Here is a 16,209-nt window from a genome sequence, read left to right on the forward strand (position 1 = left end):
TCATCGGACGACCACGTCCATGACCGCCGGTCGTTCTCGCCTGGAGATGGAGGCCCCCCATGAGCTCCGAATTGCTCCTGCTGACCAGCGAATCGGACTGCGATGCGGTCCTGCCCTCGCTGGCACTGCTGCCCCACCGCGTCCGGGTCCTGCCCGCCGATCCCGGCGCCATCCTGTCCGGCGGTGCCCACGACGTCGTGATCGTCGACGCCCGCTCCGACCTCGCCGGTGCGCGAGACCTGTGCCGCCTGCTGGCCGCCGGTGACGCCCCGGTGATCGCCCTGGTCAACGAGGGCGGTCTGGTGACCGTCAACGCCGAGTGGGGCGTCGACGACATCCTGCTCCCGGCCACCGGTCCGGCCGAGGTCGACGCCCGGCTGCGCTTGCTCGTCGCCCGCCACAACAACGCCTCCGCCGGTGGCGAGGGCTTGCTGAGCGTCGGTGACCTGGTCATCGAGGAAGCCACCTACACCGCGCGGCTTCGCGGCCGCGCTCTCGAACTGACCTACAAGGAGTTCGAGCTGCTGAAGTACCTCGCCGGGCACGAGGGCCGCGTGTTCACGCGCGCTCAGCTGCTGCAGGAGGTCTGGGGCTACGACTTCTTCGGCGGCACCCGGACCGTGGACGTGCACGTCCGGCGGCTGCGCGCCAAGCTCGGCCCCGAGCACGACTCGATGATCGGCACCGTGCGCAACGTGGGCTACAAGTTCGTCCGCCCGAACCGCGGTGGCGCCGCGACGCCGCCCTCCCCGCTCGCGGCCGAGGTCGCCGCAGACGCAGCGGCCGCCGAGTCCGCAGCGACGGAGTCCCCCGAAACCCCAGCAGACTTCCGCATCAACGCCTGACCACAACACCGCATTACTGCCTGACCGCGACACCGCATCACCGCGGGTCCGGCGGAGCGGTTGCGGGAGCAGCCCAGTTTTAGTCATAACCGAGCCATGATCATGCCCGAAATGTCGGCTCAGTTATGACTAAAACTGGGACCTCCCGCTCCCCGCAGCGCTGGGAGAGGTCTCCGGCGGAGCCCCCGGTCGTTCTCGGCCGGGGGCTTCGTCGTGCGCGCATGGGTAGGGTCGTGGACGTGCAGCTGACTTGGCGCAACGGACTGAACGACAGCGAGACGGCCGAAGTGATGGCCCTGCTCGACGAGACGGAGAAGGCCGACGGTGTCGCCCCGGTCGGTGAGCACGTGATCTTGCGGCTCAAGGCCCACCGCGACGTCGTCCACCAGATCGAGCCGGTGCAGGCAGACGTCCGCTCCGAGCACTTCATCGTCCGCGACTCGGGCGGAGCGCTCGCCGGTTATGCGCACCTGGACACCGAGCACGAGTCCGCGGCGGGCCAGCTGGTCGCCGAACTCGCCGTTCACCCGGAGCACCGCCGCCTCGGCGCGGGCACCCGGCTCGTCGAAGCACTGCTGGAGCGCGCCGAGCTGGGAACCGACCCGAGCTCCGACACCGGCAGGCTGCGGATCTGGTCGCACGGCGAGCACCCGGGCGCGCTGCGGCTGTCCGAGCGCTACGGCTTCCAGCGCCCCCGCGAGCTGTGGCGGATGGGTCGTGAGCTGACCGGGGCCGAGCTGCCGGAGGCGCAGCCGCCCGAGGGGGTCGCGCTCCGCACCTTCCGGCCGGGCGAGGACGAGGCAGAGGTCGTGCGGGTCAACCACCGCGCGTTCGTCTGGCACCCCGAGCAGGGCGACATGACCGATCAGGACGTGCGGGCCAAGGAGCAGGAGGACTGGTTCGACCCGGAGGGCTTCTTCCTGGCGGTGGACGGGTCGGGCACGTTGCTGGGCTTCCACTGGACGAAGGTGCACCCCGACGGCACGGGCGAGGTCTACGTGGTCGGCGTCGATCCGCACGCGCAGGGCGGTGGCCTGGGAAGGTCACTGACGGTGGTCGGTCTGCGTCACCTTCGGGATACCGGGCGTAGTCGCGTGATCCTCTACGTCGAGGCCGACAACGTCCCCGCTGTGAAGGTCTACCAGCGGTTGGGCTTCGCGAAGCTGGACAGCGACGTTCAATTCGGGCGCTGACCCGAGAACGCTCTGAGTCACGGCAGGACCGGAAGATCCGCATCCCTCTCAGCCATTGGTGTGTGGCCCTGCTTACTTAGCGTGCCTTGTTCACTTCGCGTTCACTTGAATGGCGAGGAGCGTCCACCCACGCTGCTTAGCGTCTGTCCCAGCGGCAAGAAGCACGGGCCTGCGCGGCTCAGCCGCGCCCCGCAAGTGTCCCCTTGGGTGGAGGAACGAAGTGAGAATCAAGCGGCACAGTGCTGCGTTGGCCGTCTTCGCCGCGGGCGCGCTCGTGCTCGCCGGCTGCGGCTCGGACCAGAACGTCCCGCAGGGCGGCGGCAACCCGGCTCTCGACGGCCTGCAGGTCGAGTGCGGGACCAAGCCGATCTCCGGTGAGGGCTCCTCGGCGCAGAAGAACGCGGTCGACGTGTTCGCCCGGGACTACGGCCTCAAGTGCCCGGAGCAGACCGTCAACTACACCAAGTCCGGTTCCGGCAAGGGCGTTGCCGCCTTCACCGCCGGCCAGATCGACTTCGGTGGCTCCGACTCCCCGCTGAAGGAGGAGAAGGGCGAGGTCGCCAAGGCCGCCGAGCGCTGCCAGGGCAACCCGGCCTGGAACCTGCCGATGGTGTTCGGCCCGGTCGCGATGTCCTACAACATCCCCGGCGTCTCCGACTTGACCCTCAACCCCGACGTGATCAGCAAGATCTTCAAGGGCGAGATCAAGAAGTGGGACGACCCGGCGGTCAAGGCGCTGAACCCCGGTGCTCAGCTGCCGTCGATCGAGATCGTCCCGTTCTTCCGCTCGGACGAGTCCGGCACCACCGAGAACTTCCAGAAGTACCTCAAGACCGCCACCGGTGGCGCGTTCTCCGGTGAGGGCAAGACCTTCCAGGGCGGCCCGGGCGTCGGCCAGGGCCGTGACGGCTCCGACCAGGTCGCGCAGTCGGTCAAGGCCACCGAGGGCGGCTTCACCTACGTCGAGTGGTCCTTCCCGAAGAACCTCGGCCTGGGCATCGCCAAGATCGACAGCGGTGCGGGCCCGGTGGAGCTCAACACCGCCAACGTCGGCAAGGCCATCGAGGGCGCCAAGATCGAGGGCCAGGGGCACGACCTGCGCGTCGACCTCAAGTCGATCTACGGCAACAAGGACGCGGGCGTCTACCCGATCGTGCTGAACACCTACGAGATCGTCTGCTCGAAGGGCTACGACCCGGAGACGGCCAAGGCGGTCAAGGCGTTCCTGAAGGTCGCCGCCAACGCCAACCCGGAGCAGCTGGAGAAGTCCGGCTACGTCCAGCTCCCCGAAGGCTTCAAGACCAAGGTCTTGGACGCCGTCAACGCCATCTCGTGAGAGTGACCGGGCCCGCCCTCACCTCGGGCGGGCCCCTGGTCCAACGGACAAGATGAGAGGCTGCAAACAGCAGTGACCGACTCAACGAGAGCCGTTACGCGCCCCGCGGACACCACCGGTGCCCGGCGGGGCTCTTCGGCGCCCAGTTCCGGACCGGAGGCTCCCATTTCCGCTCCACAGACGTCAGCGGGCAAGCGCTCCCGCGTCGGCGACAAGGTGTTCTCCTCGCTCGCCACCGCGTCCGGGGCCTTCGTGGTGGCGGTGATCGCCGCGATCGCGATCTTCCTGCTCATCCGGGCCGTCCCCGCCCTCCAGGTGAACCAGGTGAACTTCCTGTTCAGCCGGGAGTGGGACACCAAGGACCCGAACAACATGAGCTTCGGGATCTTCGACCTCGCGTGGATCACCGTGGCCAGCTCCGTGGTCGCGCTGGTGATCGCGATGCCGCTGTCCGGCGGGATCGCCCTGTTCCTCACGCGCTACGCGCCGAAGACCCTCGCCCGCCCCTTCGCCTACATCGTCGACCTGCTGGCCGCCGTGCCCTCGGTCGTGTACGGCCTGTGGGGTTTCCTGGTCCTCGGACCGTTCCTCAAGCCCGTGTCGAACTGGCTGAACGGGACGCTGGGCTGGATCCCGATCTTCGGCCAGGGCAACATCTCCCAGGTCGACTCCGGCGCGAACGTGTTCACCGCCGGGATCGTGCTAGCGGTGATGATCATCCCGACGATCACCGGTGTGACCCGCGAGGTCTTCGCCCGCACCCCGGACTCCCAGATCGAGGGCGCGCTGGCGCTCGGCGCCACCCGCTGGGAAGTCATCAAGACCACCGTGTGGCCCTTCGGCCGCAACGGCTTCGTGGGCGGCTCGATGCTCGGCCTCGGCCGTGCGCTCGGCGAGACGATGGCGCTGACCATCATCCTGAGCTGGACCGCCGCACCGCCCGGGTACAGCATCTTCGACAGCGGAGCGACCTTCGCCTCCAAGATCGCCCTCGGGTCCGCGGAGTTCAACAACAACCTGCAGGTCGGGGCCTACATCTCGGCCGGTCTGGTGCTGTTCATCATCACCTTCGCAGTGAACGCGATCGCGCGCTGGGTCGAGAGTGCGGCCGGCGCTAAGGGGAAGTCATGAGGACCGACGCTGCCGACGTGGAGCAGCTCGCAACCGCGCCGGCCTTCCAGAGCATCGGCTTCGGCCGGAAGTTCAAGGACAACCTGGCGACCGTCCTGTTCGTGGCGTCGTTCGCGCTCGCCGTCATCCCGCTGCTGTGGGTCCTGTGGACGCTGCTGGAACGCGGCCTCAGGCCCGTCCTCAGTGCCGACTGGTGGTCGCACTCGTTCAAGGGCCTGCTGCCCACCGACTTCGGCGGCGGCGTCTACCACGCCCTGGTCGGCACGGTCTTCGAAGGCCTGGTCTGCCTGGTCATCGCGGTCCCGCTGGGCGTGATGGTCGCCGTCTACCTGGTCGAGTACGGGCAGAGCTCCAAGCTGGCCAAGACCGCGACCTTCATGGTCGACATCCTCAGCGGTCTGCCCTCGATCGTGGCCGGCCTGTTCATCTACGCGCTGTGGATCACCACCTTCGGCTTCACCCGCAGCGGCTTCGCGGTCGCGCTGGCCCTGCTGCTGCTGATGCTGCCGGTCGTCGTCCGGGTCACCGAGACGATGCTGCTGATCGTGCCGAACGAGCTGCGCGAGGCGGCCTACGCGCTGGGCCTGCCGAAGTGGAAGACCATCGTGCGGATCGTGCTGCCGACCGCGCTGTCGGGCATCGTCACCGGCGTCATGCTCGGTCTGGCGCGCGTGCTCGGTGAGACCGCACCGCTGCTGATCCTGGTCGGGTACTCCTCGGCGATCAACTTCGATCTCTTCGGCGGCGAGATGGCGTCGCTGCCGCTGACCATCTTCATGGAGCGCAGCACCGGAACCGATGCCGGTTTGGACCGGATGTGGGGAGCGGCGCTGACCCTCGTGATCGTCATCATGCTGATCAACCTTGCCGCGACGGGTCTGTCCAAGATCTTCGCGATCAAGACCAAGTAGGGACATTCGAAATGGCCAAGCGTCTCGACATCAAAGACCTGAACCTCCACTACGGGAAGTTCCACGCCGTGCAGGACGTGACCCTGCAGGTCCCCGCCCGCAGCGTCACCGCGTTCATCGGTCCCTCGGGTTGCGGGAAGTCCACCGTGCTGCGGTCGCTGAACCGCATGCACGAGGTCATCCCGGGCGCCCGCGTCGAGGGCAAGGTGATGCTCGACGGCGAGGATGTCTACGCCAACGACGTCGACCCGGTGCAGGTCCGCAAGACCATCGGCATGGTCTTCCAGCGCGCCAACCCGTTCCCCACCATGTCCATCCGGGACAACGTGGTGGCCGGTCTCAAGCTCGCGGGCGACAAGAACAAGTCGCACCTCGACGAGGTCGCCGAGCAGGCGCTGCGCGGCGCGAACCTGTGGGAAGAGGTCAAGGACCGGCTCAACAAGCCCGGCGGCGGTCTCTCCGGCGGTCAGCAGCAGCGCCTGTGCATCGCCCGCGCCATCGCGGTGCGGCCCGACGTGCTGCTGATGGACGAGCCCTGCTCCGCGCTCGACCCGATCTCGACCCTGGCGATCGAAGACCTGATCTCGCACCTCAAGCAGGACTACACGATCGTCATCGTCACCCACAACATGCAGCAGGCCGCTCGCGTCAGCGACCAGACCGCGTTCTTCAACCTGCGCGCAGTCGGCGAGCCCGGCCAGCTCGTCGAGATCGACGAGACCGGCAAGATCTTCTCCAACCCGACCCAGAAGGCCACAGAGGACTACATCTCAGGCCGCTTCGGCTGATCTTGCCGCTGTCCAACTGAAAACTACTCCGTGGTCCTTCTGCTTCGCGGTGCCGGAAGCGGAACCTCAGACGCCTTCTGGGTCCGGGATCCGAGACTTGAGTATGAACGGATACGCGGCGCTACGGCTGTCCTCCCCAGAAGGCGTCTGAGAACCCGCGGCGGTGCGAGTTGCTTTGGTGGGGTAGTGAGAAAGCGACTCCGTCGCTTGCCTGACGTGCGTTGGGTCTACAAAAGCGGGGCTTCCCTGGGGAGCCCCGCTTTTCTGACTTTGTCAGGTGGGTAGTTCGTCCGCTACCGAGGAGATGAAGGCGCTGGAGTCCTTCGGGCTCAGCGCTGTCGTGCAGACCTGCTCGAAGGCTTTGAGGTAGTCGGCCGTGTCGGCGGACTTGTCCAGGAAGCGGGAGTTGGCGGAGTCTCCCAGGTGCACGACCTGGGGGTCGGCTTCGTCGGTGAAGGAGAACACCGCTGCTCGGTCGCCCATCAGGGGGTGGCCGCCCACGCGGAACGGCAGGACCTGGATGGTGACGTTGCGGCGATATCCCAGCAGCACCAGGTGCTCCAGCTGCTGCCGCATCACGCCCGGACCGCCCACGCAGCGCCGCAGCGCCGACTCGTCGAGGACCGCCCACAGCTCCAGGGGCTGGTCGCCCAGCAGGCGCTGCTGGCGGGTGGTCACGACCTTCAGGCGTTCGGCGATCTCGTCGTCGGTGAACACCTGCGAGTCCGAGGTCAGCAGAGCCCGCGTGTAGTCGGTGGTCTGCAGGAGCTCGGGCAGCGGGTCGCTGCCGAAGCAGCTGACGGCTTTCGCCGAGGTCTCCAGTCCCAGGTAGGTCTGCAGGCCGGGTCGCAGCGCGGTGCTCGGGTACTGCTGCCACCAGCCGCGCTGCTTGGAGTCCTGGGCCAGGTCGATCAGCGAGTCGAGCTGAGCGCCCGCACCGTAGAACTCGGCCATCAGCCGCACGTCGGAGGTGCGCACGGGCACCCTGCCCAGCTCGATCTGGCTGATCTTGCCCTGCGAGCAGTCCAGGTGGGCGGCGACCTCGCGGTGCGTGCGCCCGGCGACCTCGCGGAGTCGGCGCAGTTCACTTCCCAGGCGACGTCGGTGCACGGTCGGACTCTTACCCACCGAGCACCTCATCGGTACGAGTTCGGTCGCATCTCACTCGAAAGAGGATGGCACACGATGATCACAACATCGAGTGCTGAGACCGACTATTAATACTTCCCGGGCGAGATCGCCGCTGACCAGCGGAAACGGATCAACGGGAAGGCATCTTTCCGGTCACGATGAACTCGACCCGGCGTGCCACCGCGACAGCGTGGTCGGCGAAGCGCTCGTAGAAGCGGCCGAGCAGCGTGACGTCGACGGCCGTGGCGACCCCGTGCTCCCAGTCAGGGCTCATCAGCACGGTGAACAGGTGCCGGTGCAGGTCGTCCATCTCGTCGTCGACCTCGTCCAGCAGCCGCGCGGCCTCGACGTCCTGGGTGCGGATCACCGTGCTGACCTGGTGGGCCAACTTCACGGCGATGCGGCCCATCTCGGCGAAGTAGGCGGCCACGTCGGCCGGGAGCACCGCGTTCGGGTGGCGGCGCCGGGCGGCCTTGGCCACGTGCAGGGCGAGGTCGCCCATCCGCTCCATGTCCTCGGCGGCGTGGATGGTGGCGATGACGCTGCGCAGATCGCCGGCCACGGGAGCCTGCAGCGCCAACAGGCCGAAGGCGTACTCCTCGGCCCGGGACCGCGACTCGTCGACGAGCGAGTCCTCGTCGATGACCTGCTCGGCCAGGCTCAGATCGGTCTCCAGGAGCGACTTCGTGGCGCGTTCCATCGCCGTGCCGACCATCGCCGACATCGAGGCGAGAACGTCGGTGAGCATGCCTAGTTGTTCCTGGTAGACCTCGCGCATGTCACCCAGCGTACTGCTCCGCGGAATCGGACAGAATGACCTGTGGTGAACCAGAGGTGAAATCGTCGTGATCGGCCAGCGGAAGAAGACCGATCACCGCAGGTCACACCCTGTTCCCGGTTCTCGCGTTAACGGTTGAGAGATGACCGGTCGGCGGACCTCCGGTGCAGCGCCGGACGGGCCTTCAGGGACCGCCCGGTCCGCCGCTCGGCGTGGACTGCGCGGCCTTCTGCGGAGTGGCGTCGGTGGTCACCGGACGGCCGTCGATCATCGACTGGAACAGCGACTTCGTCGCGTCCTCCCGCAGGACCTCCATGCCCTCGTCGTTGGCGTAGCCGGTGGTCGGGACCGTCATGAAGGAGACCTTGTTCGGGTCCAGGCCCTGCAGCTGCTGTCCGAGGCCCATCAACCGGTCGGCGCCGACGTTGTCGCCGAAGGTGTTGGCGCCGACGGCCTTGACGAAGTCGCTGAGCTTGCGCGGGTCCAGCAGCACCTGGCTGGACATGGTCTTGTGCAGCAGCGACGACAGGAACGTCTGCTGACGCTCCATGCGGCCGTAGTCCGAGGTCGGGTCGCCCTTGACGTGCCGCGCGCGGACGTAGGTGAGGGCCTGGTCACCGGTCAGGGTGTGCTGCCCGGCCTCGGGGATGACCGTGCCGAGCGTCTCGTCGACGATCGGCTTGTCGGTGCTGATCTCGACGCCGTGCACGGCGTCGACCATGGACTTGAAGCCGTTGAAGTCGATGCCCAGGAAGCTGTCCATCCGCAGTCCGGAGACCTGCTGGATGACCTTGGTGGTGCACAGCGGGCCGCCGACCGCGTAGGCCTCGTTGAGCCGCGCGCCCTTCTTGGCCGGGACGACCTCGTTGCTGTACTTGCCGGTGGTCGAGTCCCAGCGCTGGCAGGAGGGCCTGTCCACCTGCAGGTCGCGCGGGAAGGACACCATCACCACGCGGCTCCGGTCGGCCGGGATGTGGGCGATCATCGTGGTGTCGGAGCGCGCCCCGGGCTCGTCGGCCTCGGAGCCGACACCGTCGGCGGCGCTGGCCCCCGCGCGCGTGTCGGAGCCGATCATCAGGAAGTTCTGGTCGCCCGCCTGCCCGGCGACGTCCTTGATGTCGGAGGAGTTCGGGTCCAGGGCGAGCACCGCGGGAGGCCCGAACAGCGTGGTCGCGCCCCAGGCGAAGCCCAGCGACAGGAACACGGTCAGGGACGCGGCGACCGCCACGGCCATCACGATCAGGTGCGTGCGGCGCTTGCGCTGCTTCTTCTTCCACTCCATCCGCGACGCCCCGCCGCGGTCGTCGTGGAAGTCGAACGGCATGTCGCTGCCGAGCTCGGGTTCCTTCTTGTTGCCGGGCAGCCACGCGTAGCGCTTGCGGCGCTTGGCCTCCTCGGCGGCGATCTCGTCGTGCACCGCGGAGAAGCGGGCGAGCGTGAGGTCGATCTGCTCGATGTCGTTCTGACGCTCGCCGTCGTCGACGGCCTGGCCGCCGACCTCCACCTCGTCGTCGAACTCGTCGAGCTCGGAGTAGCCGTCGGCGGGCGCCACGATCGCCGTCTCCTCGGCCCGCTCGACGGGCGGAGGCGTGGGCTTGGCGGGCTGCGCCGGTGCGGCGGCCGCGGGCTTGGCCGGTCGCGCGGGCTGTTCCGGCCGCGGAGCGGCGGGCACGCGCGGGTGCTGGGTGGTGGCGTCCATGTCCGCCGGTGGGCGGGACGGGGACGGAGACGGGTTCGGACGCGGGTTGCGGCCCGACGGGGGTGAGACCCGCTGCGGGGTGTCGGCGCCCAGCGCCTGGCTGATCCGGGTCGCCTCCTCGCCGGGCGGCTCGGGGTTGCGCCGTGCGGGACGCGCGGCGGCGCCACCGGCGAACGCGGCGGCGGCACCCGGAGCCGCGGGCGGCGGCGTCGGGCGCTGGTTGCGTCCGGACGGCGGTGACACCGGCCGTGCCGGGGGCTGCTGGGTCGGCCGGGGACCGGTGCCGGGCGCGGTCCAGCCCGCCGGGGGCGCCGGGTTGTTCGGCGGAGCCGGCGGCGTGGGCATCGGGCGGCTCGGCGGCGCCTGCCGGGGGCGGCGGCCGGACGGTTCGGGGGACGTCCACGCCTGCGGCGGTTCCGGCGGTGCGGGCGGAGCGGCCCTGCGCGGGCCGGTCTGCGGAGGTTTCTGCGGGGATTGCGGTGCCGATGGCTGCTCGGGCTCAGCGGCGCGGCGGTGGCCGGAGGTGTTCGGGCCCTTGCCGTGCTTGGACAGCAGGTCGATCACTCGGGTGCCACCGGTGCCGTCCTCGGACAGCGCTCGTCGGCGACGTCCGGAACCACTTGCCGAACCGTTGGCATCGGCGTCCTCGTCGGGGCGGGTACGCCGGTGCCCGAAGTCGCCATGCCGGGGGTCTTGCGGCACGCGTGTTCCCTCCCAACCTGCCTCAGTCATCGTTCTGCGAATCGTGCTGACGCGCTCGATACTCCCCGACATGTATCGCGTGGCGCCTCGAAGATAGTACGGCTGATCGCCCGAACTGACGATAGCGCCGACAATTTCTTCACAATCAGTGCACGATCCTACCGCGCGGCTCGTCTATTGCGACTAGCCGTGCTAAGCCAGATGACCGGTATGCGCGGAAATTGAATACACCCTGTGCTCTCGTTCAGTTGCGATCAGTAACCGGCGGCCCGTCTTCCGGTTTCGGTGACGCGCTCAGCCGCGGCCCCGGCCAGCCGGACCTCCGCGCCCTTGCGGTATGCGACGGCGTTCCGGCCGGCCCGCTTTGCCGCGTACAGGAGCGCGTCGGCCGAGATCAGCTGCTGCTCGCCCGACACGTGGCCACCGGTGCCCTGCTCGTGCGCGACGCCGATGCTGATCGTCACGCCGAGCCCTCGGGCCATGGTCTCCCACCGGAAGTGCTCGACCCGCTGCCGGGCCGCTTCGCACACCTGCACCGCGGAGTTGGGCAGGATGTGCGGGAGCACGAGCACGAACTCCTCGCCGCCGTAGCGGGCGCAGAACGCGCCGTCCGGCAGCGCTTCCTGCAGCAGGTCCACGACGCGCTGCAGCACCCGGTCCCCGAACAGGTGGCCGTAGGTGTCGTTGACGAGCTTGAACCAGTCCAGGTCGATCAGCGCCACCGCCAGGCCCTCGCCGGTCATGGCGTTCTCCGCGACCAGGTCTGCGAGCCGTTCGTCCAGGTACCGGCGGTTGTAGCTGGCGGTGAGGCTGTCCCGGAGGCTCTCCTCGCGGGCCTTGGCGTGCTCCCTGCGCAGCAGCTCGACCTCGCTGCGCAGCTGCTCGGGCACGGCCGGCTTGTCCGAGGACATCATGTCCAGCGCGGAGCGCAGGTGGTGGTACGCCTGACGCCACTGGCCGCGGGAGGCCAGCAGCCGCGCGATGGACTCGTGCAGCTCCGCCATGCCCGTGCCGCTGGCCACTTCCTCACGGCTGCGGGGCGTGGGCGGTTGCGGCACTTCGCCGCTGCCGGAGTGCGGATCTTGCCCGGCGAACCCGTTGCGGATCATGTCGACCACCTCCCGTCCGCGCTGTCGTCGGTTTGACGCAAACGATCATGCCGTTGGACTCGCCCCACGTCTCGATTCGCGCGATCGGGTGATGCTTTCGGCGAACGGAGACCGAGTCTCGGCTCCTAGGTGTGTACCGGTCGGAGGCCCTGGTGTGGAGGCGAATCGGTTCGGACCCACCCGCACGGACGAGCAGACCAGTGTCGGTTTCACATCACCGCCCTGCAACCGTACCGAGGTGATCTTGGCCGCACGGCGCGCCTTTCGGACGTGCCGGGCAGTTCTTCGATTATCGGGGACAGGGTGCGAACGCGAACGTCCGTCCGTCGAGGACCACGAGGTGTTGTGACCCGATTTGATGACCGGTGGCGCTGCCGTTCGCGCGGGTGGTGACTTCGACTCCGATCGCCCAGATCTCGCCGCGCGGGACCACGCCGTCGGTGGCGAACCCGGGATCGGGCCGCAGCGTGCTCCAGGCGGGGTCCAGCCGGACGGTGAGATCGTCGAGTTCGCACGTGTTGTCGGTGAAATCGGGGTGCTGCGTGCGGCGGAAGAACTCCTGCTGCGCCTGCGGACCCGCGGCCGCGGCGGCGTTGTTGTCCGCGAAGTAGCCGCGGAAGTCCGGAGGCTGCGGTGCCGCGGTGCAGCCGGACACGCAGAGTGCGGCGATCAGCGGCCAGACCACTCGCACGGGTCAGCCGCCGCTGGAGTCGATCTCCGCGCCGGTGGGCACGGTGGCGTCCTCGGGGTCGTCGAGCCAGCCCTCCGGCAGCACGACCTTGCCCGCTGATCCCTGCCGTCCGCGCGGGCCTTCGGCGTCGACCGGGAACGGCACGTCCGGGTCGAGCTGCGCCAGCAGGTCGTCGAGCTGCGCGAGGCTGGAGACGAGTCCGAAGCCCTGCCGCAGGTCCGATCCGATCGGGAAACCCCGCAGGTACTGCGACATGTGCTTGCGCAGGTCCCGAAGGCCCTTCTCCTCGCCCATGTGGTCGGCGAGCAGTTCGGCGTGACGCCGCAGCACTCGCGAGACCTCGCCCAGATGGGGGCCTTCCGGAACGGGCTGCCCGGTGAACGCGGCCTGCAGGTCGCGGAAGAGCCAGGGGCGTCCGAGGCAGCCGCGGCCGACGACCACGCCGTCGCAACCGGTTTCGGCGACCATCCGCAGCGCGTCGTCGGCGCTGAAGATGTCGCCGTTGCCGAGCACCGGGATGGAGGTGACGTGCTCCTTGAGCGTCCGGATCGCCGACCAGTCGGCGGTCCCGGAGTAGCGCTGCGACGCGGTCCGGCCGTGCAGCGCGACCGCGGCCGCGCCGTTCTCCTCGGCGAGGCGTCCGGCGTCGAGGTAGGTGAGGTGTTCGTCGTCGATGCCGATGCGGAACTTCACGGTGACCGGCACGCCGGCGGGCTCGGCTGCCTCGACGGCGGCGCGCACGATGTCGGCGAATAGCCGCCGCTTGTACGGCAGCGCCGACCCACCACCCTTGCGGGTCACCTTGGGCACCGGGCAGCCGAAGTTCATGTCGACGTGGTCGGCGAGGTCCTCGTCGACGATCATGCGCACGGCCTTGCCCATGGTCACCGGGTCGACGCCGTAGAGCTGCATCGAGCGGGGGCGCTCGTCCGCGTCGAAGGTGATCATCTCCAGCGTCTTCGGGTGCCGCTCGACCAGCGCCCGGCTGGTGATCATCTCGCACACGTACAGCCCGGCGCCGTACTCCCGGCACAGCCGCCGGAACGCGACGTTGGTGATGCCGGCCATGGGTGCGAGCACCACCGGCGGATCGACCTCGTGGGGCCCGATCCGCAGCGTCTTGGCGCCCGTCGCGGCGGGCAGGTCCAGAGCGGTCATCGTGCCCATTGTCCCTGACGCCGGACCCCGATCACCGGTGACCTGCGTCGCGGGCGCGACGACGAAGACGAGGAGGGCACCCGCCCTGTCGGCGAGTGCCCTCCTCGTGAGCGCGTGCGGCTCAGAAGTCCGCGGTGATGCAGGCCAGACGCCCGCCGGCCGTGCCCGCCTTGCCGGCCTCGGTGTGGGTGTGGGTCTCGTGGATGACCACGGACTGGGCGTCCTCGCGCGTGGCCAGGGCCCAGGTGCCCTCGGCGGTGGTGCTGGCGTTGCCCTGGGCGTCGGTGTGGAAGTCCAGCCAGACCTCGTTCTGCGGGTTGGCGAAGGCCGGGTCGACCGACGGCTTCACCGGGTCGGCCTTCTCCTGGTAGTGCGACCCGGCGTCCTCGCCGGTCGCGCCGCAGGGCTTGACGTGCACGTGCCCGCCGTAGGCGCGGTTCGGCTGCAGTCCCTTGACCTCGACGGTCACCTTGTTCTTGCCGTCGGCGCTGGAGGAGGCCACGTTGATCTGGCCACCGACCGGCACCTGGTCCGGCTTGTAGGTGATGGCCTTGGCGGTCGGCGAGAAGTTCTCGAACGAGCCGGAGGTCTGCTTGCCCGCAGCGGACTGACCCTGGGCGGGAGCCTGCGGGGCGTTCTCGTGCTGCGCGTGCTCGGCCGAGTCGCCTCCGCCGCAACCGGCGACCAAGGCGCCGGCGGTGCACAGGCTCAGGATCGAACCGAGCAGTCGCGTCCGCTGCTGAAGCATGAGTATCTGTCCTTAGTGGTTGCCGACGGATCGGCGCCGTTTCTGCCCGCACGAGGGGTCCAGGACCGTGCCTGTTCACCGGCTGCGCGGGCAATGCCTTCCCTGGGAATTTGATCCTATGTGCCCAAGGTTGCGTTCCAGCATCGCAGGGGCCACGCGGAAGTTGTCCTTCCGGTTGCACCGGAATCGGATCGCAGCTCGACACGATCAAGCGGCCCGCGGAGAGGTTTTCGTCACCCGTCGGAACACTGAGTCCACAGTGGATGGATATGGCCGGACCGTTCGAGCGAGTGGTCGATCGCGCTGGTCCGGACGGTCCATCGGGGGCAGGGGCGTTGCGGATGGCCCGCGATCTCCCTAACCTGTTACTCGAAGTAACATGTGTGTGCTCGGTGTCCCCTGAGGAGGTCGCGATGCCGGTCCCCGAGGCGTTCTCGAAGCTGGTCGACAGCACGGTCGCGCAGACGGCGAAGTTCTACGAGCAGGTTCGCGGCGACGCGTCCGAGCACGTCGCGCGGTTCTCCGGACGAGCCGCGGGCTGGACGGATCACGCGGGCGCGGTGGCGGTCGAGTTCACCGAGGACGCCGCGATCAAGGCGGCTGCCGTGAGTCGGTCCGCGGCGGACAAGGTCGCCGGCGCCACCAGCGGACTCGCCGAGAACGTCGGCGAGCGCATCATCCGCGTCGGCGAACGCCTCACCCGCCGCGACTGACCCAGGGATCCGAGCCGAACCCCGTCGAGGACAGCGGTTCTCAGCGGGATGAGGTGCGCGCGATCAGGCGTTCTTCTCGGCGTCGATCACGCGGCTCACCGATTCCGCGTCGCGGCCGACGACGGTCGTGCCCTCGGACGCGGTGATGATCGGCCGCTGGATCAGCTTCGGGTTCTCGCTCATCAACCGCAGCCAGTCGGCCCGGTGCGCGGAATCCTTCGGCAGCTCGCGGAGTCCCAGCTCCTTCGCGACGGCCTCGCCGGTGCGCGCGATGTCCCAGGGTTCCAGCCCCAGCCGCTCCAGCACCGCTTCGAGCTCGGCGACGGACGGAGGGTCCTCCAGGTATCGCCGCACGGTGTACCCGGCTCCGACGGCGTCGAGCTCACCGACGGCGGAACGGCACTTCGAGCACTGCGGATTGACCCAGATCTCCATCACACCACCCAGCCTAGGACGCGCCGCGTTCCCGGACGCGGCCCAGGTGATCGGGTGCCCCTTGTAGGCGGCGAGCACGTCGCGCACGTCGCCGGTCATCCGGATCGAGCCCTCGTCCATCCAGATCGCCTTCGTGCACAGCTCCAGCAGGAGTTCGTCGGAGTGCGAGGCGAACACCAGCATTCCGGAGCGCTCGACCAGGTCCACCATGCGCTGCCGCGCTTTCGCGATGAAGGCCGCGTCGACGGCGCCCAGCCCCTCGTCGAGGATCAGGATCTCCGGGTCGATGGTGGTGACCACGCCGAGGGCCAGCCGCACGCGCATGCCCGCGGAGTAGGTCCGCAGCGGCATGTGCAGGTAGTCGCCCAGCTCGGTGAAGTCCGCGATGTCGTCGGCGCGTTCCTGCATCTGCTTGCGGGTCATCCCGAGGAACAGGCCGCGGATGACGATGTTCTCGTGGCCCGAGACCTCGGGGTCCATCCCGACGCCGAGGTCGAAGACCGGCGCGACCTTGCCCCGGATCCGGGCGGTTCCGCGGGTGGGTTCGTAGATGCCGGACAGCAGGCGCAGCAGCGTCGACTTACCCGCTCCGTTGTGCCCGACGAGCGCGACGCGGTCGCCGTCGCGCAGTGAGAGCGTGACGCCGCGCAGCGCCTCGATGACGGGCACCTTGGCGTCGGTCCCGATCTTGCCGCCGACCTTCCCGAAGACCTTCTTCTTCAGCGAGCGCGTCTTCGCGTCGAAGATCGGGAAATCGACGTAGGCGTCGCGCACCTCGATGTTCACCACGGCGTGACCTCTCTCCCAAATGAGAATGGAAATTATCATTCCCATATCGTCG

15 protein-coding genes and 1 pseudogene are annotated in these 16,209 nt (G+C 68.8%); 7 read left to right on the top strand and 9 right to left on the bottom strand.

What is annotated here, in order from left to right; genetic code table 11:
- The first annotated feature begins 59 nt into the window (after nt 1-59).
- The 6 genes from FHU35_RS17715 to pstB all read left to right on the top strand — a co-directional run bounded on the left by FHU35_RS17715 (nt 60) and on the right by pstB (nt 6,204).
- Nucleotides 60-845: a winged helix-turn-helix transcriptional regulator gene (locus FHU35_RS17715; RefSeq protein ID WP_145741039.1), complete on the top strand. Its 786-nt coding sequence runs from the start codon at nt 60-62 to the stop codon at nt 843-845.
- Nucleotides 846-1,078: 233 nt separating this feature from the next.
- Nucleotides 1,079-2,038 carry a mycothiol synthase gene (gene mshD / locus FHU35_RS17720; protein ID WP_281290243.1) on the top strand — a complete coding sequence of 320 codons (960 nt, stop codon included), beginning with the start codon at nt 1,079-1,081 and terminating at the stop codon, nt 2,036-2,038.
- Between the two features lie 220 nt (nt 2,039-2,258).
- Nucleotides 2,259-3,374 (top strand): phosphate ABC transporter substrate-binding protein PstS, encoded by a 1,116-nt coding sequence (gene pstS / locus FHU35_RS17725; RefSeq protein WP_145741044.1) that lies wholly within the window; start codon nt 2,259-2,261, stop codon nt 3,372-3,374.
- Between the two features lie 216 nt (nt 3,375-3,590).
- Entirely contained in the window at nt 3,591-4,505 is a 915-nt protein-coding gene (pstC, locus tag FHU35_RS17730; protein WP_246110381.1) for a phosphate ABC transporter permease subunit PstC, read from the top strand.
- Complete coding sequence (gene pstA / locus FHU35_RS17735; RefSeq protein ID WP_145741047.1) at nt 4,502-5,416, top strand: phosphate ABC transporter permease PstA; 915 nt, start codon at nt 4,502-4,504, stop codon at nt 5,414-5,416. The genes pstC and pstA overlap by 4 nt, the downstream gene beginning before the upstream one ends.
- A gap of 11 nt (nt 5,417-5,427) precedes the next feature.
- Nucleotides 5,428-6,204 carry a phosphate ABC transporter ATP-binding protein PstB gene (pstB, locus tag FHU35_RS17740; protein ID WP_145741048.1) on the top strand — a complete coding sequence of 259 codons (777 nt, stop codon included), beginning with the start codon at nt 5,428-5,430 and terminating at the stop codon, nt 6,202-6,204.
- A gap of 273 nt (nt 6,205-6,477) precedes the next feature.
- Here the strand turns inward: pstB and FHU35_RS17745 are convergent, their stop codons facing one another.
- The 7 genes from FHU35_RS17745 to FHU35_RS17775 all read right to left on the bottom strand — a co-directional run bounded on the left by FHU35_RS17745 (nt 6,478) and on the right by FHU35_RS17775 (nt 14,220).
- On the bottom strand, nt 6,478-7,332 hold the full coding sequence (locus tag FHU35_RS17745; protein ID WP_246110382.1) for a helix-turn-helix domain-containing protein: 855 nt from the start codon (nt 7,330-7,332) through the stop codon (nt 6,478-6,480).
- A gap of 133 nt (nt 7,333-7,465) precedes the next feature.
- Complete coding sequence (phoU, locus tag FHU35_RS17750) at nt 7,466-8,113, bottom strand: phosphate signaling complex protein PhoU (protein ID WP_145741049.1); 648 nt, start codon at nt 8,111-8,113, stop codon at nt 7,466-7,468.
- Between the two features lie 184 nt (nt 8,114-8,297).
- Nucleotides 8,298-10,514, bottom strand: a complete 2,217-nt coding sequence (locus FHU35_RS17755; RefSeq protein ID WP_246110383.1) for an LCP family protein — start codon at nt 10,512-10,514, stop codon at nt 8,298-8,300.
- Between the two features lie 254 nt (nt 10,515-10,768).
- Nucleotides 10,769-11,623: a GGDEF domain-containing protein gene (locus FHU35_RS17760; protein WP_145741050.1), complete on the bottom strand. Its 855-nt coding sequence runs from the start codon at nt 11,621-11,623 to the stop codon at nt 10,769-10,771.
- A 289-nt stretch (nt 11,624-11,912) separates the two neighbouring features.
- A complete protein-coding gene (locus FHU35_RS17765) occupies nt 11,913-12,314 on the bottom strand; it encodes a hypothetical protein (protein ID WP_186459482.1) in 402 nt (133 codons plus the stop codon).
- Between the two features lie 3 nt (nt 12,315-12,317).
- Nucleotides 12,318-13,472, bottom strand: a complete 1,155-nt coding sequence (gene dusB, locus FHU35_RS17770) for a tRNA dihydrouridine synthase DusB (RefSeq protein WP_145741051.1) — start codon at nt 13,470-13,472, stop codon at nt 12,318-12,320.
- Between the two features lie 121 nt (nt 13,473-13,593).
- On the bottom strand, nt 13,594-14,220 hold the full coding sequence (locus FHU35_RS17775; protein ID WP_145741052.1) for a superoxide dismutase family protein: 627 nt from the start codon (nt 14,218-14,220) through the stop codon (nt 13,594-13,596).
- A 413-nt stretch (nt 14,221-14,633) separates the two neighbouring features.
- Here FHU35_RS17775 and FHU35_RS17780 point away from each other — a divergent pair, with 413 nt between their 5' ends.
- Nucleotides 14,634-14,933, top strand: a complete 300-nt coding sequence (locus FHU35_RS17780) for a hypothetical protein (RefSeq protein WP_145741053.1) — start codon at nt 14,634-14,636, stop codon at nt 14,931-14,933.
- Between the two features lie 63 nt (nt 14,934-14,996).
- Here FHU35_RS17780 and FHU35_RS29660 read toward each other — a convergent pair whose 3' ends face one another.
- Nucleotides 14,997-15,368, bottom strand: a complete 372-nt coding sequence (locus FHU35_RS29660; RefSeq protein ID WP_222429430.1) for an ArsC/Spx/MgsR family protein — start codon at nt 15,366-15,368, stop codon at nt 14,997-14,999.
- 57 nt (nt 15,369-15,425) lie between these two features.
- Nucleotides 15,426-16,157: pseudogene (gene wzt / locus FHU35_RS29665) on the bottom strand (galactan export ABC transporter ATP-binding subunit Wzt/RfbE); the annotation flags it as partial.
- Nucleotides 16,158-16,209: the final 52 nt, after the last annotated feature.

Origin of the sequence: Saccharopolyspora dendranthemae, from assembly GCF_007829955.1 — a bacterium.
Lineage (GTDB): Bacteria > Actinomycetota > Actinomycetes > Mycobacteriales > Pseudonocardiaceae > Saccharopolyspora > Saccharopolyspora dendranthemae.